This is a genomic window from Rhodococcus sp. LMD (assembly GCF_056108245.1).
In genome coordinates this window covers 4,605,095-4,623,113 of sequence record NZ_CM148557.1, presented here as the reverse complement: position 1 = coordinate 4,623,113, position 18,019 = coordinate 4,605,095, and the positions used below count along the sequence as shown (strand labels likewise).

Annotated in this window: 14 protein-coding genes; 5 read left to right on the top strand and 9 right to left on the bottom strand. The window is 74.2% G+C overall.

The genetic code is table 11. The features are described from left to right. Positions 1 to 38 precede the first annotated feature (38 nt). The 3 genes from ACWPQI_RS21060 to ACWPQI_RS21050 all read right to left on the bottom strand — a co-directional run bounded on the left by ACWPQI_RS21060 (position 39) and on the right by ACWPQI_RS21050 (position 2,672). Entirely contained in the window at positions 39 to 953 is a 915-nt protein-coding gene (locus tag ACWPQI_RS21060; protein WP_010593529.1) for a dienelactone hydrolase family protein, read from the bottom strand. A 79-nt stretch (positions 954 to 1,032) separates the two neighbouring features. After that, on the bottom strand, positions 1,033 to 1,917 hold the full coding sequence (locus ACWPQI_RS21055; protein WP_301914015.1) for an ROK family protein: 885 nt from the start codon (positions 1,915 to 1,917) through the stop codon (positions 1,033 to 1,035). After that, positions 1,917 to 2,672 (bottom strand): class I SAM-dependent methyltransferase, encoded by a 756-nt coding sequence (locus ACWPQI_RS21050; RefSeq protein ID WP_029539964.1) that lies wholly within the window; start codon positions 2,670 to 2,672, stop codon positions 1,917 to 1,919. Before ACWPQI_RS21050 ends, ACWPQI_RS21055 begins: the two co-directional genes overlap by 1 nt. A 155-nt stretch (positions 2,673 to 2,827) precedes the next feature. Here ACWPQI_RS21050 and ACWPQI_RS21045 point away from each other — a divergent pair, with 155 nt between their 5' ends. Beyond that, complete coding sequence (locus ACWPQI_RS21045; RefSeq protein WP_140188924.1) at positions 2,828 to 4,063, top strand: glycosyltransferase family 4 protein; 1,236 nt, start codon at positions 2,828 to 2,830, stop codon at positions 4,061 to 4,063. Here ACWPQI_RS21045 and ACWPQI_RS21040 read toward each other — a convergent pair. Continuing rightward, complete coding sequence (locus tag ACWPQI_RS21040; RefSeq protein ID WP_474738484.1) at positions 3,968 to 5,725, bottom strand: MmpA family trehalose lipid delivery protein; 1,758 nt, start codon at positions 5,723 to 5,725, stop codon at positions 3,968 to 3,970. The genes ACWPQI_RS21045 and ACWPQI_RS21040 overlap by 96 nt on opposite strands. Positions 5,726 to 5,814: 89 nt before the next feature. Here ACWPQI_RS21040 and ACWPQI_RS21035 point away from each other — a divergent pair, with 89 nt between their 5' ends. Further along, positions 5,815 to 7,041: a polysaccharide biosynthesis protein gene (locus tag ACWPQI_RS21035; protein WP_048773155.1), complete on the top strand. Its 1,227-nt coding sequence runs from the start codon at positions 5,815 to 5,817 to the stop codon at positions 7,039 to 7,041. A gap of 125 nt (positions 7,042 to 7,166) precedes the next feature. On the opposite strand, the gene pgfA is transcribed toward ACWPQI_RS21035, so the two are convergent. Further along, positions 7,167 to 8,387 carry a cell envelope lipid trafficking protein PgfA gene (gene pgfA, locus ACWPQI_RS21030; RefSeq protein ID WP_029539962.1) on the bottom strand — a complete coding sequence of 407 codons (1,221 nt, stop codon included), beginning with the start codon at positions 8,385 to 8,387 and terminating at the stop codon, positions 7,167 to 7,169. A 191-nt stretch (positions 8,388 to 8,578) separates the two neighbouring features. Between pgfA and ACWPQI_RS21025 the strand changes: the two genes are divergently transcribed. After that, a complete protein-coding gene (locus tag ACWPQI_RS21025) occupies positions 8,579 to 9,748 on the top strand; it encodes an acyltransferase family protein (protein WP_010593522.1) in 1,170 nt (389 codons plus the stop codon). Here the strand turns inward: ACWPQI_RS21025 and ACWPQI_RS21020 are convergent. The 4 genes from ACWPQI_RS21020 to ACWPQI_RS21005 all read right to left on the bottom strand — a co-directional run bounded on the left by ACWPQI_RS21020 (position 9,684) and on the right by ACWPQI_RS21005 (position 15,943). After that, a complete protein-coding gene (locus tag ACWPQI_RS21020) occupies positions 9,684 to 13,916 on the bottom strand; it encodes an alpha-(1->3)-arabinofuranosyltransferase domain-containing protein (protein ID WP_395705423.1) in 4,233 nt (1,410 codons plus the stop codon). The genes ACWPQI_RS21025 and ACWPQI_RS21020 overlap by 65 nt on opposite strands. A 109-nt stretch (positions 13,917 to 14,025) precedes the next feature. Further along, a complete protein-coding gene (locus ACWPQI_RS21015) occupies positions 14,026 to 14,199 on the bottom strand; it encodes a DUF2613 domain-containing protein (RefSeq protein WP_003939230.1) in 174 nt (57 codons plus the stop codon). 149 nt (positions 14,200 to 14,348) lie between these two features. Beyond that, entirely contained in the window at positions 14,349 to 15,431 is a 1,083-nt protein-coding gene (locus tag ACWPQI_RS21010; protein WP_010593520.1) for an isochorismate synthase, read from the bottom strand. Positions 15,432 to 15,475: 44 nt separating this feature from the next. Then, complete coding sequence (locus ACWPQI_RS21005) at positions 15,476 to 15,943, bottom strand: universal stress protein (protein WP_010593519.1); 468 nt, start codon at positions 15,941 to 15,943, stop codon at positions 15,476 to 15,478. Positions 15,944 to 16,146: 203 nt separating this feature from the next. On the opposite strand from ACWPQI_RS21005, the gene ACWPQI_RS21000 reads away from it, so the two are divergent. Next, positions 16,147 to 17,328: a glycoside hydrolase family 3 N-terminal domain-containing protein gene (locus ACWPQI_RS21000; RefSeq protein ID WP_010593518.1), complete on the top strand. Its 1,182-nt coding sequence runs from the start codon at positions 16,147 to 16,149 to the stop codon at positions 17,326 to 17,328. Positions 17,329 to 17,393: 65 nt separating this feature from the next. Further along, positions 17,394 to 18,002, top strand: coding sequence for a TetR/AcrR family transcriptional regulator (locus tag ACWPQI_RS20995; RefSeq protein ID WP_010593517.1), 609 nt, complete (start codon positions 17,394 to 17,396; stop codon positions 18,000 to 18,002). Positions 18,003 to 18,019: the final 17 nt, after the last annotated feature.

Below are 18,019 nucleotides of genomic sequence, written 5' to 3'. Positions count from 1 at the left end.
CTCGAACACTAGAACACGTTACAAGTTTTCGGAAGGGGTCACCCCAGGTGAGTCCCGAACCAGGCGAGCATCCGGTCGTACGCTCCCGCGGCCGCGTCCGCGTTGTACCGGGGGCCGGTGTCGTTGAAGAAGGCGTGGTCGGCGCCGGGGTAGGTGACCACCTCGTGCGCCAGGCCCGCCCGCTCGAGCGCCGCGGTCGCCGCGTCCCGCGAGGCGTTCACGCGCTGGTCGAGTTCGGCGTAGATCGCGAGGACGGCGGCTCGGGAGCCGGCGAAGTCGGCAGCGTCGGGCAGCGGTCCGTAGAACGGGACGGCCGCCGCGACGCGCGGGTCGCCGGTCGTCAGCAGCAGCCACGTCATGCCGCCGCCGAAGCAGAACCCCACGGCCCCGACGCCCCGATCCGGCACCCGCCGGGTCAGCTCGTCGATGCCCGACCGCATGTCCTGGGAGAACCGTTGCGGCGGAACGGTACTCAGTGCCGCCGTGGCCTGCGCCGGGTCCGTGAACACGGCCGTGCCCCCCTCCTCGGAGAGCAGGTCGATCGCGAGCGCCGAGTAGCCGGCCCCGGCCAGGCGCCCGGCCACCGAGCGGATGTGATCGTTGAGTCCTTTGTTCTCGTGGATCACGAGCACGGCACCCCGGGGCTCCGCCGCCGGCGCCCATGCGCCCTGCAGCGTCCGTCCTTCCGGGCCGGGGAACGTGATCGGCTCCGTCGCAACGGCCGTCGCGCTACCCGGCGGTGTCCGGTCCGGGGATGCGGAAGCCGCCCCAGAAGGGCTGGAAGGTGTTGCGGTCGAACCGTTCTCGTTCGAGCAGGCCGCCAGCAGGGCGGATGCCGCGGTGAGGCTCAGCCCCATCAGCCCCAGCCGGCGCAGCGCCTCGCGGCGGGTGAGCAGACCGTCGGCGTGGTCCACCGCGATCTCCTCGGCGATGTAGCGCTGGAAAGGCGTCATGGCCGCTCCCGTCCCGAGGGCAATACCCTCGTATTGTGACGCGGGAAGGGGCCGCGGCGCGGGCGATTCGCGTCGAAGCTCAGCCCGCGACGGCGAGGAGCCCGGCGCCCGTCAGGGTTCCCGCGGCGGCGAGCCGCGCCGGGACGAGCCGCAGCCCGGACAGGAACGGCAGCCGGGCGTGCCGGGCCGCGGCCGCGCGCATCGGCCGCCACAGCGGCGCGCCGGCCTGCGCGAATCCCCCGCCGACCACGACGAGGTCCACGTCGACCAGCGCCGCGGCCGACGCGATCACCTCCCCCAGGGCCGTCCCCGCCCGTCCCAGCGCCGCCACCGCGACAGGATCGCCCGCCCCCGCGTCGCGGGCCAGCGCCGCACCGTCGGCACCGGACCAGCCGTGCCCCCGCGCCCACCGCACCGCGGCGGGCCCGCTCGCCACGGTCTCCACGCACCCGGCGCCCCCGCACGCACAGGCCTCGGTACCCGCGCCCGACACCATGTGCCCGATGTGGCCCGCGTTGCCGGTCCGGCCCCCGGCGATCCGGCCGCCCAGCACCAGACCACCGCCGATGCCGGTCGAGACCACCACACCGACGAGGTCGGCCGTACCCCGGCCCGCCCCGAGCCGGTGCTCGGCCAGCGCGGCCGCGGCCCCGTCGACCGCGAGCCGCACCCCCGCGCGCGGGAACAGTCCGCGCACGGCGTCGGCCAGATCGAAGCCGCGCGCCCATTCGTCGATGTTGATCGGCGCCACCGAGCCGGCGCCGGTGTCGACCGGGCCGGCACTGGCGATCCCGACGGCGGTCACCTCGTCCCCCGCGGCGACCTGCCGCAGCAGCTGCGCGCACGCCGCCCACACCCCGTGCACGGGCGTCGGCACCGTCCGCGGTGGGTCGAGCGTGCCGTCGGCGCGAACGCGGGCGGCGGCCGTCTTGGTGCCGCCGACGTCGAGGGCGAGCGCGACCATCAGCGCCGGCGCAGCACGAGCACCAGGTTGCTGACCAGGAACTCCCGTAGCGCGGGGACCCGAACCAGCCACCACGCCCAGTGCGGGTGGTACCGGGGGAACGCGGCCAGCAGCTCCCCGTGCGGCGTCGACCGTGCCCAGTGCAGCCCGTCGCGGCAGCCCACCTCGAACAACGAGACCCCGTACCGGTTCTTCGGTTCCCGGCCGTGCCGGCGGGCGTACCGCCGGGCCGCGTACTCACCGCCGAACGCGTGCCACGGGCCGGTCTCGTGCCCCCCGAACGGACCCCACCACAGCGTGTACGACAGCACCGTCAGCCCGCCCGGCCGCGTCACCCGCAGCATCTCCTCGGCCATCACCCACGGCTGCGCCACGTGCTCGGCGACGTTCGACGAGAAGCACACGTCCACCGACCCCGTGCGCAGCGGCAGCGCGAGGCCCGAGCCGCGGACCGACCCGCCCACGGCGAGGCCGGCCGCGTGCATCTCCGACGGATCCGGCTCGACCGGCACGTAGCGGGCACCCGCCGCGCCGAACACCTCCGCGAAGTATCCCGGTCCGCCCCCGACGTCGACGACGGTCGTGCCGGTGAGGTCCCGGTCGGTCAGGTCCGCGTACAGGTCACCGATCAGGTCGACGGTGTCGCGCGCGAGCGCCCCGTAGAACAGCTCGGGTGCGGACTGCTCGTGCCGGAAGTCGCCGAGCAGCCCGACGGACCGGCGCAGGGTGGCGCGCCGGGCGAAGGTGCGGGCCACCGGGGGAACGGGCAGGGTCGGAACAACCACGAGGAGCAACCATAGCGGCCCCCGCACTGCACTACCCGCCGGTAACCCTCCACCGCGGGTGCCCCTGCACCCGTTAGTGTGTTCCGGGATACATCCGTCGACGACGAACCACAGGGGGTCGCCACGTGCGCGAGGTTCTGTTGCTGTGCTGGCGCGATACCGGGCACCCCCAGGGCGGAGGCAGCGAACGGTACCTCGAGCAGGTCGGAGCCCAGCTCGCCGCGCGCGGCATCCGCGTCACCCTCCGCACCGCCGCCTACCCCGGTGCCCCCCGCCGCGACGAGATCGACGGCGTCACCGTCAGCCGCGGCGGCGGACGGCTCACCGTCTATCCCCGGGCCCTCGCCGCGATCGCCGCCGGCCGTCTCGGCGTCGGCCCGCTGCGTCACCTCCGGCCCGACGCCGTGATCGACACCCAGAACGGCATCCCGTTCTTCTCCCGGCTCGTCGCCGGGGCGCCCGTGACCGTGCTCGTGCACCACTGCCACCGCGAGCAGTGGCCCGTCGCCGGGCGCGTCATGGCCGCGCTGGGCTGGTGGATCGAGTCCACGCTGTCGCCGCGCGTGCACCGCGACGACCAGTACCTGACCGTGTCGCTGCCGTCCGCCGACGAGCTCATGGCCCTCGGGGTCGACCGCGACCGCATCGCCGTCGTTCGCAACGGTGCCGACGCCGTCCCCGCCGGCGTCGAACCCGGCGACGAACACACCCGCACCGCGCATCCCACCGTGTGCGTGCTGTCGCGGCTCGTACCGCACAAGCAGATCGAGGACGCCCTCGTCGCCGTCGCCGCGCTGCGCGACCGCGTCCCCGGCCTGCACCTCGACGTCATCGGCGGCGGCTGGTGGGAGCGGAACCTGCGCGCAGCCGCCGCCGACCTCGGCATCACCGACGCCGTCACCTTCCACGGCCACGTCGCCGAGGACCGCAAGCACGAACTGCTCGCCCGATCCTGGGTGCACGTGATGCCGTCCCGCAAGGAGGGGTGGGGGCTCGCCGTGGTCGAGGCCGCCCAGCACGGTGTGCCCACGATCGGCTACCGCAGTTCCAGGGGCCTGACCGACTCGATCATCGACGGCGTCACCGGCGTGCTCGTCGACTCCCCGGACGAGCTCACCGGTGCCGTGGCCGACCTGCTCGCCGACGCCGACCGCCGCCGCACCCTCGGCGGCAAGGCCCGGGTGCGCGCCGCCGAGTTCTCCTGGTCCGCGACCGGCGACGGGGTGCACGAGGTGCTCGCCGCGACGGCCGCGGGCCACCGCGTCTCAGGACTGTTCCCGCGCCCCGCGCAGGCCGCCGTCGTGCTCGCGGCGCCGGACGCGCCGTCGCAGGACCAGCAGGCCCACGAGCCCGCCTGCTGACACCGCCGCCCACAGCGCGTGCGCGGCGATCGCCGCCGTCCGGTCGTCCGACCGGGTCCCGGCGACCCCGCGCACCCGGTACAGCGACAGCGCGGCGTCGGTGACCACCGGCTCGAGCTGCTCGAGCGTGCGGGCCGAGTCGCCGAGATCCCCGGGCGTGCCGTGCTCGACGAGCACCCACCCCACGCCGTGGGCCGCGAGGTCGGCCGGCGCCGCGCCCGCCAGCAGCAGGCGTTCCACCTCCGCGGCCCCCCGGCCCTCGCCGGCGACGGTGCCGCCGGCGACGATCAGCTCCCCGGACTGCAGCACGTCGGCGCGCAGCATCCGGGGGGCCGGATCGAGAACCGGTGCGGCGCCACTGAACTCGAATCGCCGGAACATACCCGCCGGCAGCACCGCCACATCGCCGTCGCCGGGTGGCACCGTCGCCGCGACCCGCTGCCACGCGTCCGGATACTGCACCGGGCGTACGCGCCCGCCCACGCCCCACGCCAGGTCCGGAAGGGCCAGCAGCACCGCCAGCGCGGTCGCCGTGGCCCAGACGCCGGCCCGCCCGCCGAAACGCGTCCGCAACGTGCCGACCCCCGCCGCGGCGGCCAGCGCGTACAGCGGCACCGCCCAGGCCACCCACTTCTGCGTGTCGCGCAGCAGACCTGCACCCGGGACGTGCACCATCGCCCACTCCCCGGCCCGCAGCCCCGGCCCCGTCGCCGCGAGGGCGGGACCGAGCACCGCGACCGCGGCCAGCGCCGTCAGCACGCCGAGCACCGGGTTGCGCCGTCGCCGCCACAGCGCCGGCACCCCGCACACCACCACCAGCAGCAGCGCCGCAGTACCGACCAGCGCCCACACCGTCGTCCGCGACGCGGGCACCGCGTCGGCGTTCCAGATGCCGCCGAGCCCCGCCACGCTGCCGAGCGTGCCCAGCGCGGGCTCGGCCCGTGCCGCGAAGGCGCGCACCCCCGCCGGATCCGATCCGTCGCCCGCGCCGCCGGAGACGGCCGTCGCCACCAGCCACGGCGCCGCCACCGCACCCGCCAGCGCCACCGCGCCGGCCAGCCGCGGCACCCGCCGGGACCGCCCGCCCGGGGGCGCGAGCACGGCCAGCGCCGTCCCCGACGCCAGCAGCGCACCCGTCGGGGTCAGGCCCGCCACGCCCAGGCACACCGCCAGCGACGGCCACCCGGAGCGGTCGCCCCGCCGCACCGCCACGGCGGCCACCACCGTCCACGGCAGCGCCGCGTAGCCCACCAGCAGGCTCCAGTGCCCCTGCAGCAGCCGCTCCGCCACGTACGGGTTCCACACGCCCACCGTCGCCGCCACCAGCCGGGCCGGCAGCCCGGCCGTCGGCAACAGCATCGCCACCAGCCGGGCGCTGCCCCAGCCGGCCGCCCACAGGGCGCCGGTGAGCAACGCCGTCACCACCAGGCCGCCGTCCGCCACCGAACTCGCCGCCGCCAGCAACGCGTCCTGCGGGACGGCCCGCGCCGCGGCATCGGTCAGACCCAGCGCCGAGTCCGTCGGAAACGACCGCGGGGTGCTCACCGCGTCGCGCAACAGCAGGTAGCCGGGGGAGGTGAGCAGCGGCCCGAGCACCACGGCCGCCAGCGCGAGGCTGTAGAGGGCCGGGACAGCGGGACGCAGCGACACCGGCCTGGGCATGGCCGCACAATACCCATCTCGCGCCGGTGTCCCGCGCCTCGTCGCCCGCACCCGCCGCGTGCAACCATGGTCCGATGCCGCGACCTGAGATGCCGCGCCCGGCCACCGGAACCGCCGTCGCCGGGATGACGATGGTGACCGCCGGTGCCATGACCGCCAACCTGGCGTCCTATCTGCTGCACCTGCCGGCGGCCCAGTGGCTCGGACCCGCGGGATACGGGGAGTTCGCCAGTCTGCTGGCCGCCCAGCTGGTCCTGGCCGTGCCGGCGCTCGCCCTGCAGACCGTCGTCGCCCGGGAGACCGTGCGCGGTGCCGGCACCGCGGCCCTGCGCCGTCTCGGCTATCGCTGCGCCGGCCTCGCCGGGTTCGTCGCGCTCGCCGTCGTGCCCCTCGTCGCGTGGGCCCTCGACACCAGCGTCGCCGGTGCCCTCGGCTCGCTCGTCACCGCACCCCTGCTCGTGCTGCTCGCCGCCGAACAGGGGCTGCTGCAGGGCCGGGGACGGTTCGGCGCGCTCAGCGTCGTCCTCGCCGCGGCCGGCGTGGCGAAGGTCGTGCCCGCCGTCGCGGTGCTCGCCGTCGGCGGCGGACCGGGGGCGGCCCTGTTCGCCGGCGCGGTCGGCACCGGGTTCGTCGCGGCCGCGGCCGCCACGCTCGTGTCGCGCTCCCCGGCGGGGCCCGGATCCGGGACCGCCCCGGCGGTCGGCGTGCTCGCGGTGCTGCGCGCTTCCCAGGTGCAGCTGGCGCTGATCGCCCTGACGTCGCTGGATCTGCTGCTCGCCCGCACCGTCCTCGACCCGCAGGACGCGGGATTGTATGCGCTCGGCGCCGTCGCGACGAAAGTCGCGTTCTGGCTGCCGCAGGCGGTCGGGGTGGTGCTGTACCCGCGGATGGCCGACCCCGCCCAGTCCGCGGCCGCGGTCCGCTCGGCCCTGACCGTCCTCGTCGGGATCGGTGCGGCGCTCGTCGCGGGCGCAGCCGTGGGCGCGCCGCTCGTGCCGCTGCTCGTCGGTGACGCCTACGCCCCGGTGCAGTCGCTGCTGTGGCTGTTCGCCCTGCAGGGCGCGTGCCTGGCGGTCCTGCAGGGCGCACTGCTGTCCGCGATCGCGGGCGAACGCACCCACCTCGCGGCCGTCGCGTGGGTCGGTCTCGCGGTGGAGGCTGCCCTCATGCTCACCGTCGCCACCACCACGAGGCAGTTCGTGCTCGTCGCTGTGGCCGTCGCGGCGACGACGGCGGCGGTGGTCTCCGTCCTCGCCGTGCGCGCCGCCCGCACCGTCGGGCCGGATACGCGGCCCGCCCCGTCGGGCCGAATGTGACATCGGTTCGATCCAACCGACGCGATGTCACATTCGGTCACACGCCGGTGCCCCTCCCGATCGGGAGGCCACACGCCGATGCCCCTCCCGATCGGGAGGGGCACCGGCCGGGTACCTACTGCTACCTACTGCTGCGGCGGTTCCTTGCGCAGGTCGGTGCGCGGGATCTCCTGCGTCTGGTCGGTGGTCCAGTCCCGCTGCTGCGGGGGAGCGTCCGTGCGGGGGATCTCCTCGGTGCGGTCGCTGGTCCAGTCGCGCTGGGCCGGGGCGGCGTGGGCCGGTCCGGCCGGTGCGGTCGGGCCGCCCGTCGCGGCGACGGGACGGCCGGTGCGGCCGCTGCCGCCGCGCAGGCCGAGCACGATGCCGGCGATCAGCGCGAGCAGGCCGAGGATGCCGAGGATGATCGGCACGGTGCGACCGAACAGGTTCAGGGTGTCGATACCGTTCTTGGCCTGTTCCACCTGGAACTCGATGGTGTCCTCGTTGAACGGCAGGGACACCTGCAGCACCGTCACCTCGGGACGGCTCGCCTCGCGGGCGTAGTACTGGTACTGCTGCTCCTGGCCCTTGATGACGACGCCGGTCTCCGGCTCGACCCACAGGTCACGGACGTTGGTGTACCAGCGGGTCATGGTCACCGGCGTCTCGCCGCCCTCGACGCCCCACGTCGAGGCGGGCAGGCTCAGCTTGTAGGTCGGCACCGACGGATCGACCGCGGACAGGTCGACGGGCTCGATCTCGTGCCGGAAGTGGTAGACCTTGACGCCGTTGATCTCGGTCTCGTCGATGTAGTCGATCGGGTAGGTCTCGCGCGCATTGAGGTCGAAGTACGGGTAGGACTTCTGCTCGGTGCCGAACGGGAAGCGGTACTGCAGACCGTCGCGGTTCGGGATCTCCGTCGGCGGAGCCGTGGCCGAGGTCTGGATGGTGCTGACCGCGTCCGGGTTCTCCTCCTTGGTGACCGGCATGCCGCTGACCCGGTCCACCGTGACCCGGTCGACGGTGGCGGAGACCAGACCCGTGTCGCCCTGCATGTCCAGGCGACGGACCGTCTGGCCCGCCTGCAGGGTCATGATGTCCGCATTCGACGGGTCCTCGACGGTGACGAACCGCTGCGCCACGATCGGCACGTCGGTGTCGACCTGCGCCCGCCCCGACAGCAGCGCCCGCGCGTTGAGGATGTCGCCGGTGCCCTCGGCGACCGTGGTCACCTCGAGGTCCAGCGGCGTCTTGGCGAGTTTGCCGACGGTATACGTCGGGATCAGTATTGCCGCGACGATGAGGAAGGCGCCGAGGCCCACCAATGCCAATGCCAGTTTCCGGCCCGAGCCCGAACGCTCAGCCATGCTGTGTCTCCTCACTCAACGGTTCCATCGAGTACCCCCACCGGCAGCCGGTCTGCACGGATCGCCTGGCATCCGGCTCGCGAATACCACGTGAGCCCAGACACTAACAGGGCATCCGCCCGGCGCGCGCCACCGTTCGGACTCGAGATCCCGGCTTCCCCGCCCCGAAGCGACCGGGCAGACTGTCGTCGATGACCAGCAGTGCCCCGCCCACCGCCTCGGCTCCCGCCGTCTCCGGCTTCCTGCCGGCGCTCGAGGGCATGCGCGGATTCGCGGCCGTCGGCGTCCTGATCACGCACGTGGCATTCCAGACCGGCGCCGTGCACGACCCGGTGCTCGGCCGCATCTGGGGGCGGTTCGACCTCGCCGTCGCCCTGTTCTTCGCGCTGTCGGGCTTCCTGCTGTGGCGGCCGCACGCGGCGGCCGCGCGTGGTCTCGGGGCCGCGCCGACCACCGGGCGCTACCTGCTGTCCCGGGCCACCCGCATCCTGCCTGCCTACTGGGTGGTGGTGTGCATCGTGCTGCTCCTGCTGCCCGAGGCGGGCGGCGGGTGGCGGCTGTGGCTCGCGAACCTGACCCTCGTGCAGGTGTTCGTGCCGCTGAGTCTCACCGAGGGGCTCACCCAGATGTGGAGCCTGTCGGTGGAGGTGGCCTTCTACCTGCTGCTGCCGCTGTTCGCCGCGGCGCTCGCCGGTCTGCGTGGCGCACGGGCCCGGTTCCGCGTCCCGCTGTTGCTCGCCCTGAGTGCGCTGTCGCTGGTGTGGGCGTGGCTGCCGGTTCCCACCCCGGACCACATCAACCACGACAACTGGCTGCCCGGCTATCTGCCGTGGTTCGCCGCCGGCATGGTGCTCGCGGAGCTCGTGACGGGCGAGCGGACCTGGGTGCACCGCCTCGCGGCGCACCGGGTGCTCATGGCGGTGGTCGCCGTGGCCGCGTTCGCGCTGTCCACCACGGCCCTCGGCGGGCCGGAAGGACTCGTGAAGATCGATCCGTGGCAGTACAACGGCAAGATCCTGCTCGGCGCCCTCATGAGCTTCGCACTGCTGGCGCCCCTCGTCCTGGCGCCGCGCGCCGAGCACCGCATCCTGGCGAGCGGTCCGGCGCTGACCGTGGGCCGATGGTCGTACGGCATCTTCATCTGGCACCTGGCCGTGCTGTCCATCGTCTTCCCGGTCTTCGGTCTCATCCCGTTCCAGGGCGACTTCTGGTTCGTGCTCACGGTGACTCTGGTGCTGAGCATCGCCGTCGCGTCGGTCAGCTACGCCCTCGTCGAGGAACCGGTGCGCCGGGAGGTCAGGCGCCGTCAGAGCCGCGTCGCCTCCACCGCAGAACGCGTCGCAGATTCCGCCGCGCCCTGACCGAGACCGGCAGCGCCGCGATTCCCAGCGCGACGAGCCCGCACAGCGCGGCGAACTGGACGGCGACCGAGTGCCCGACGTAGCCGTCCGGCGCCCGCCACGGCCCGGTGGACAGCAACGCCATCGCCGTCATGGTGGCGCATCCGGTCACGACGACCAGCGTGCGGGCAGCCACGTCGCGGCCCCAGCGGGCGCCCACCGCCACGATCGCCGCTGCCGCCACGACCGTCGTCGCCGCGCCCACCGCGCCGGCCGCGAGGACCGCGACGGCCAGCACGCCGGCGAAGCCGACGGTGGTACTGCCCCAGACCCGGGGCGACGGCCCCGGATCGGCGACGGGGCGCCGGCGCGGCCACGCCGCGAGCGCGAACAGCGGCAGCAGCAGGAGCAGGCCGCCGAAGATGCCGAGGCGATACCACCGGTCGGTGGCGAATTCGAGGGTCACGGTGCCGCCGGTCCCGGCGGGCACGACCCAGCCCTGCTGCCAGCCGTCGACCACCACGGGTGTCAGTTCGGTGCCGTCCGCGGCCGTGGCGACCCAGCCGACGTTGGTGCTCTCCGGCACGACGACGAGCCGGTCCCGTTCGGACGCGGGCACCTCGAGCTCGCGCAGGTTCTCCGTCCAGGTGCCGACGGCGAGTTCGGTGGGTTCGGCTGCCGGCGGGCTCGCGGCGCCGGGAACCGGGAGCCGCAGCGTCCCGACGGTGAACGCCTGGCCCGGGTCGATCTCGACGTCGACGCGCCCGGCGGGCAGCGGCGCGACGGTCTCGTCGCACAAGGTGGCCGGCACCTCGACACCGGCGGCGAGGTCCGCGACGGTCGCGGTGACCGAGGTCCGGTAGCTGCGTCCGTCGACGGTGAGCACGGGCCCGGTGTCGCAGCCGACCGTGACCTGCCGGTCGTACACCGGATCCTGCGGACCGATCGGACCGTCCGGGCCGAGGACGGTCACCTCCGCCAGACCCGGCGGGACGACCTTCGCGAAGCCGAGCACCGTCTGGTCCAGCACGTCCTCCCAGCCGACCAGGCCGAGCACCACCCGATCCGTCACGTGTGGTTCGAGATCAATTGTCGTCGTTGATGATTCGACGTCGCGCACCTGCGGTCCGCTGCCGAGGTCGACGGCGACGCGGGTCGGGCGCGCCGGCAGCGGTCCCAGGCCCGCGGTCACCTCCAGGCCGGTCACCAGCTGCGGGGACGGCAGGTCGAGCGTGACGGTCGGTCGCGGCGCGCCGGGGCGCACCGACTCCTCCGACGCCGTCCACGTGGTGCGCGGATCACCGTCGGTCGCGGCGAACGCGGAGCCCTGCAGGTCGACGACGTCGGCGGCGCCGCGGGCGACCACCCGGTCCGGCAGCGCGGCGATCTCGGCGAGGGCCGGGCCGGGCCGGGCCCGCACCCACGGTTGCGGCGTCACCGACGTCGCGTCGGGCACCGACAGGGTGCGGGTGAAGAGGTTCGGCTCCTCGGCTGCGACGGCCAGACCCCGCGCACACCGCACCCGATCGGGGGTGTCGACGCAGCCGCCGCGGCCGGGCAGTTCCTGACCGAGATTCCAGCCCCGCACCGTCGCCCCGGCGACGACGTCCGGCAGCACGATCCGCTGCCGGATGTCGACCGGCCGGGGGTTGTCGCGGTCGGTGAAGTCGTCCACCGCCACCTCGGTCAGCCCGAACTGGTTGCCCACCGACCCGTCCTCGGTGCGGGTGGAGGTGATCCGGATCCAGGTCGTCCGTCCGAGCGGCAGCGCCACGGTCTGTTCGCGGCCGGGTTTCTCGACGCGCACGGCCGTGCTGCCGCGGTCGGTGGTCACCTCGAGCCATTTCACCGCGGGGCCGAGCGCGCCGGGGCTGGTGCTCAACCGCAGCAGCCCGGCCTCGAGGGGCCGGTCCAGGTCGAGCTGCAGCCACTGGCCGACCGCGGACTCGAGGCCGTTGCTGTGCCAGCCGGTGGTGGGATCGCCGTCGACGGTGGCCGCCGGTCCGCTGCCCACGGAGGTGCCGCCGAGCTGGGTGGCGTCGGACGCGGAGCTGGACACACTGATCCGGGCGCCCTCCCATTCGGCATGCACGAGGTCGGTGTCCGGCACCGGATAGTCCGGTACGAGGTTGTAGGTGCGCCGCGGGTCGCCGGCGGCACGGATCGCCGAGCTGTGGTGGTCGACCTGGCCGTAGTCGGTCTCACGGGCGGTGGGGGTGTCGGTGACGAGGACGTCGTCGACGGGCAGACCCGCGCGGTTCGCGTCGGCGGCGAGCAGGGCGGGGCCGGTGCTGCCCGGCTCGGCGTCGTCGAGGCGCAGCAGGGCCTCGGGGCCGCCCTGCACCCGGGGCACGTCGGCCGCGTCCACCGCGTACGGCCCGACCGGAGCGCCGGGCAGGTCCACGCGGTAGATCTCGACCGCCGGGTACGCCGGCCGCAGGTCGGAGTCGGCGGTGAAGCCCTCCTCGAAGTTCCGGGTGATCTCGTTGCCGAACTCCGCGACCCGGACCAGCCCGGGGGAACCCTCGATCGCCCGGTGCACGAGCACCGGCCGCGCCGACGGCGACGTCTCCGGGTCGAGGTCGTTGCGGATCACCACGTACCCGATGCCCTGACCGCGCAGCGTCGCCGCCAGCCCCGGGGTGGGCCGGCCGTCGGCGATGTGCCGCTGCACCGAGTCCAGGGCCCGGATCGCGCCCGGCGGCACGAGGGGCACGGCGTCGCGGGAGGCCCACGGCGTCGACGCGAGCGCCTGGAGGGGCTCGTCGCGGGTCAGGCCCCAGATCTGGCTGCCGAAGGGGGCGCCCGGCACGATCAGCGCGCGTTCCCCACGGGTGTGCTCGTCGAGCCACGCGGCGGTCTCGTGCCAGTATCCGGGCACCGCATCGTAGGCACCGCGCGGGGCGAGCCGGCCGGTCCACGCGAGCGACGTCGCGAGGGTCAGCGCCACGAGGATCAGGGTGGCGAACGCGACCATGGGCTGCCGCTCGGGATGCGCGAACGCGGTCCGGGCCTGCCGCCACGGCACCGCGCCGGGCAGCGGCACCCGGCGCAGCAGATGCGCGAGCCCGAGCACGAGCGGCAACCGCACCAGCGGCTCGAGCTTGTGCACGTTGCGCAGCGGGGCGCCGGTCGAATCCAGGAAGTGCCGGACCTGCTCGGCGATCGGCGAGCCGAGGTCACCGACGTACCCGGCGGCCAGCCCGGCGATGCCGGCGAACAGGATCAGCGTCCACCGCCCCCGGGCGGGCATCGAACGCATCGCCAGTCCCGCCAGGCCCGCGGCCGCGAGCAGACCGGTGACGAGGACCGCCGCGGGCTGGGTGACCAGCACCGCGCCGGCGATGCGCTCGGGGGAGACGAACGGGGTCCAGCTGTCGGTGCCGCGCAGCACCTCCGCCAGCGAGGTCCACTGCGTGGTCACCCCGGACGATTCGATGTAGTCCAGGAACGGCGGGCTGACGCGGCCGAGCAGCAGCAGCGGCACGATCCACCACAGCACCGCGACGACGCAGGCCGGGATCCACCACAGCGTGAACCGCCACCATCGCCGGTTCGGGCGGTGTGCCAGCCACCACAGCCCGGCGACGAGGCACGCGGCGACGGTGGCGACGGCGTTGATCGCACCCATGAGCGCGACGGCGACGGCGGACTGCGCTGCCGCTCGTCGAGCGGAATACGACGCTGCCGCTCGTCGAGCGGAATACGGCGCTGCCGCTCGTCGAGCGGAATACGACCCGTCGCCGTCGAGGTAGCGCACGAGCGGCAGCAGCACCCACGGCGCCAGCATCATCGGCAGCGTCTCCGACGAGATGGATCCCAGGGTGGTCAGCACGCGGGGGGAGAGCGCGAACGCCGCCGCGGCGATCAGCCGGGAACCACGGTTACCGACGCCGAGCGCCTCCGCGAGCCGCACCACGCCCCAGAACCCGGCGAGCAGCAGCAGCGCCCACCACACCCGCTGGGTGATCCACGGGGGGATGTGCAGGAGCTGGCCGACGGCGAAGAAGGAACCGTGCGGGAAGAAGTAGCCGTACGCCTGGTTCTGTACCTGGCCGAGCGGCGCGATGCTGCTCCACTGGTGGGCGGCGCGGGTGAGGAACCCGAGGGGATTCTGGGTCAGGTCGTACTTGGTGTCGGCGACGATCAGGCCGGGGGCCTGCGCGAACGCCAGCAGCAGCGACACCACGGCGGCCCCGTACAACCACCGCCTGGAGAAGGGGTCGGCGGACGGTGCCCCACCGGGGTGGGGTGCCGTGCCGTGGGAAGTGCGTGAACTCGTCGCGTGGACGGCGCCGTCAGCGGCTGCCGTACTCAACCTGGTTCAGCAGGGAGGAATCGGCGTTGCCGCTGCGGTCGACCTGCGGGCGGGTGTTCTCCTGAACCGCCGCCGTGACGCCGAACACCGCCACGGCGCCGAGGACGGCACCGATCGCCGCGCTGGCCAGGCCCGGGCCCACGAACTTCGCCATACCCATCTCCCCATCGTCCATCGTCGGCTCCCGTGTGAGCCGACATCCGTCGCGCGCGCCCGTCGCCGGATCCGAACCGGCGTCGTCGCGCTCCGCGTCAAGGTATCACCCGCACGGGGACAACTGTGGCGTGCTCCACTCGTGGCGGCCTAGAGGCCGAGCACGCCGAGCAGTGTGCGCAGCTTCGCGGTGGTCTCGTCGAGTTCGGCCTGCGGATCGGATGCCGCGACGATGCCCCCGCCGCCCCACGCGAGGGCACGCCTGCCGTCGGCGCTGAGTTCGGCGCAGCGGATCGCCACCAGCCAGTCCCCGTCGCCGTTCGCGTCGCACCACCCCACCGCTCCGCCGTAGAAGCGACGGTCGCCCTCCGTGCCGCGGATCGCGGCGAGCGCGGCCTCGGTGGGAGTGCCGGCCACGGCCGGGGTCGGGTGCAGCGCCGCGGCCAGGGTCAGGACGTCCGTCCCGGGATCGCGCAGGGTGCCGGTGATCGGGGTGGCCAGGTGCCACACGTCGCTCGTCGCGGTCAGCACGGGCGTGCCGGGGATCTGCAGGTCACCGCAGAGCGGGGCCAGGCGGGCGCGGATCCACTCGATGACGAAGGCGTGCTCGGCGAGGTTCTTCGCCGAGGCGAGCAACTGGCGGCCCGCCTCCCGGTCGGCGTCCGGGTCGGCGCACCGCGCGGCGGTGCCGGCGAGCGGACGGCACGTGACGGCGTCGCCGCGACGGCTGACCAGCAGCTCGGGCGTCGCACCGACCAGGGTGTGGCCGCGGTACCGCTCGCCGGCGGCGCTCAGATCCACCGCGTAGACGTGCGCGGTGGGGTGGCGTTCGGCCATCCGGGCCGCGAGGGCGAGCGGGTCGACAGGGGTGTTCGCGACGAGCGTGACCGAGCGGGCGGCGACGACCTTGTCGAGTTCGCCGCGGCCGAGCCGGTCGCGCAGTGCAGCGACCCGCGCGACGTGTTGCTCCGGCGCCGGGGTCTGCGCGGCGATCCGCACCGTGGGCAGGCCGGGCAGGGCGTCCGGCGGCTGCCACGCCGCGCCGGTCACCTCGGCGGTTTCGGGCTGGGTCAACGCGGCCGGACGCTCGGGATCGAACGGCAGCGCGCCCACGATCAGGTCGGCCTCACCGCGGCGCAACGCGAGGGAGGCCTCGGCGATGTCGGTGAACCGGCGGCGCGTCCCGGTGGTGTGCACGGTGCGATCGGCGCGGGAGAGCAGGAAACCGTCCATGGTGGGTCGACGATATCCTCGCCCGCGTGCGGTTCGCGCCGCGGCTAGCGTCCCGGCGGGACGATCAGCACGGGCCGGTGGCTGTGCCGCAGCACATGGTCGGCCACCGAGGACTGCAGCAGCGAGCGCAGGCCGGTGGTGCCGCGGGTGCCGGTGACGATGATGTCGACGTTCAGCTCGTCGGCGGCCTCGACGATGGCGGTCCACACGGCACTGACCACCTCGAGGGTGCGGCCCTCCGCGGCGAGGCCGGCGGAGCGGGCCAGGTCGAGTCCCTCCGCGTTGATCACCTTCGCGTCGGTGAGGGCGACGTCCTCGGTCTCCTCGTCGGGGACCCACTCCGGCTGCATCACCCCCGACAGCCCGGACATGCGGGCGGCCTGACGGACCATCGGTTCCCAGGCCGTGACGACGACGGCGCGGCACGAGGCGAGGAATCTCCCCGCATATTCCACGGCCCGCTTGGCGTTCTCGGAGCCGTCGTAGGCGATGAGGATGAGATCTGCGGGCATCACGAATCCCTGCTGTCGTGGCGGTCCTTGGGGGACACTTTACCGGCCGCCGTGGGCCGCGGGGACCACCCGCCGCCGCGGGTCGTGGGGACCACCCGCCGCCGCGGGTCGTGGGGACCACCCGCCGCCGTGGGCCGTGGGGACCACCCGCCGCCGCGGGTCGTGGGGACCGGCACGGTGGTGGTCGGCTACCGTCGGAGGCCATGCGGATCCGTCACACCCTCACCGTCGCGGTCGCGGCCGTCCTCGCCGTCGCCGGGTGCGGAGGACAGGACGCTCCCCGGGCCGCCGAGTCCACGGCTGCGCCCACGTCGCAGGACACCTCGGCCGTCGCGCAGCCACCGTCGCCCGCCCCCATGGCGACCGCGTCCGCCGCACCGGCGTGCGGCGACGAGCTGCTCGCGTCGCTGACGGTGCGGCAGCGGCTGGCGCAGCTGCTCAACGTCGGCGTCACGGGCACGGCCGACGCACTCGAGGCGGTGCGGTCCGAACAGATCGGCGGGATCTTCGTCGGCAGCTGGACCGATGTGTCGATGCTGGCGAACCGGGAGATCCCGCAGGTGACGGCGGCGAGCCGGCTGCCGCTGATGGTCACCATCGACGAGGAGGGCGGCCGGGTCTCGCGCGTTGGGGCGCTGCTGGGTCCCGATCCGTCGGCGCGGGTGACGGCGCAGACCATGACGGTGGAGGAGACCTACCGGATGGCGCTGGAGCGGGGCCGTGAGCTCCGCGAGCTCGGCGTCACCGTCGACTTCGCCCCCGACGTGGATGTGAGCAGCCAGCCCGACGACGCGGTGATCGGCGACCGTTCCTTCTCCGCCGATCCGCAGGTGGTGGTGCAGTACGCCGGCGCCTACGCGCGCGGGCTGCGCGACGCGGGAATCCTGCCGGTGCTCAAGCACTTCCCGGGCCACGGTTCGGCGTCGGGCGACTCGCACACCGGTGCGGTCACCGCGCCGCCGCTCGACCAGCTGCAGCAGGTGGACCTGGTGCCGTACCGGGAGCTCGTCGATTCCGGGGTCGCGGTGATGCTCGGGCACTTGGACGTGCCGGGTCTGACCGAGGGCGTGCCGGCGAGCATCAGCCCGCAGGCCGTGCAGTTGCTGCGTTCCGGAACGGGCTACGGCGCCCCGCCGTTCGACGGGGTGGTCTTCACCGACGACCTGTCGGGGATGCGGGCCATCACCGATACGTACGACATCACCGAGGCGGTGCAGGCGGCGCTCGCCGCCGGGGTGGACCAGGCGCTGTGGCTGTCCACCGACGACGTCCCGCGGGTGCTCGACCACCTCGAGCAGGCGGTGGCGACGGGGGAGCTCCCGGCGGCGCGGGTGGACGACGCGGTGCGCACCGTCGCGCGCGCCAAGGGCGCGCTGGACTGCTGAATCGACGTCGGAAACCCGATCCTTACTCTAGAGTAAGGATCGGAGCATCGGGACTTGGAGGAGACATGGCCGGCGGTACCAAGCGACTGCCTCGCGCGGTGCGGGAACAGCAGATGCTCGATGCCGCGGTGGAGGTCTTCTCCGAGAACGGATTCCACAATACCTCGATGGACGCCATCGCGGCCCGGGCGCAGATCTCCAAGCCGATGCTCTACCTGTACTACGGCTCGAAGGACGAACTGTTCGCCGCGTGCATCAGCCGCGAGGGGCAGCGGTTCGTCGAGGCGCTGACACCCGCCGGCGACCCCGGGCTCACGCCGCGCGACCAGCTGCGGGTGGCGCTCGAGTCGTTCCTCGGGTTCGTCGACGCCCACCGCAACTCGTGGATGGTGCTCTACCGCCAGGCGATGTCGCAGCAGGCGTTCGCCGGGCAGGTCCGCAGCAGCCGGGACCGGCTCATCGAGCTCACCGCGCATCTGCTGGAGTCGAGCACCCGCGACCCGGAGCCGGGAACGGACTTCGCCATCATGGCGGTGGCGCTGGTCGGTGCCGGTGAGGCGGTCGCCGACCGCATCGCGGGCGGCGAGATCGACGTGGAGAAAGCCGCCGACCTGCTCGAGAACCTCGCCTGGCGCGGACTGGCCGGCAAGAAGCGCACCGACCAGCACGGCTGAGACGCCCCGAGGCCCTG

Coding starts and splice junctions, on each gene's coding strand:
- ACWPQI_RS21035 (WP_048773155.1), top strand. CDS start 5,815: ATGCCGCGCCCGGCCACCGGAACCGCCGTCGCCGGGATGACGATGGTG.
- ACWPQI_RS21025 (WP_010593522.1), top strand. CDS start 8,579: ATGACCAGCAGTGCCCCGCCCACCGCCTCGGCTCCCGCCGTCTCCGGC.
- ACWPQI_RS21000 (WP_010593518.1), top strand. CDS start 16,147: ATGCGGATCCGTCACACCCTCACCGTCGCGGTCGCGGCCGTCCTCGCC.
- ACWPQI_RS21010 (WP_010593520.1), bottom strand. CDS start 15,431: ATGGACGGTTTCCTGCTCTCCCGCGCCGATCGCACCGTGCACACCACC.
- ACWPQI_RS21005 (WP_010593519.1), bottom strand. CDS start 15,943: ATGCCCGCAGATCTCATCCTCATCGCCTACGACGGCTCCGAGAACGCC.
- ACWPQI_RS20995 (WP_010593517.1), top strand. CDS start 17,394: ATGGCCGGCGGTACCAAGCGACTGCCTCGCGCGGTGCGGGAACAGCAG.
- ACWPQI_RS21015 (WP_003939230.1), bottom strand. CDS start 14,199: ATGGCGAAGTTCGTGGGCCCGGGCCTGGCCAGCGCGGCGATCGGTGCC.
- ACWPQI_RS21060 (WP_010593529.1), bottom strand. CDS start 953: ATGACGCCTTTCCAGCGCTACATCGCCGAGGAGATCGCGGTGGACCAC.
- ACWPQI_RS21055 (WP_301914015.1), bottom strand. CDS start 1,917: ATGGTCGCGCTCGCCCTCGACGTCGGCGGCACCAAGACGGCCGCCGCC.
- pgfA (WP_029539962.1), bottom strand. CDS start 8,387: ATGGCTGAGCGTTCGGGCTCGGGCCGGAAACTGGCATTGGCATTGGTG.
- ACWPQI_RS21040 (WP_474738484.1), bottom strand. CDS start 5,725: ATGCCCAGGCCGGTGTCGCTGCGTCCCGCTGTCCCGGCCCTCTACAGC.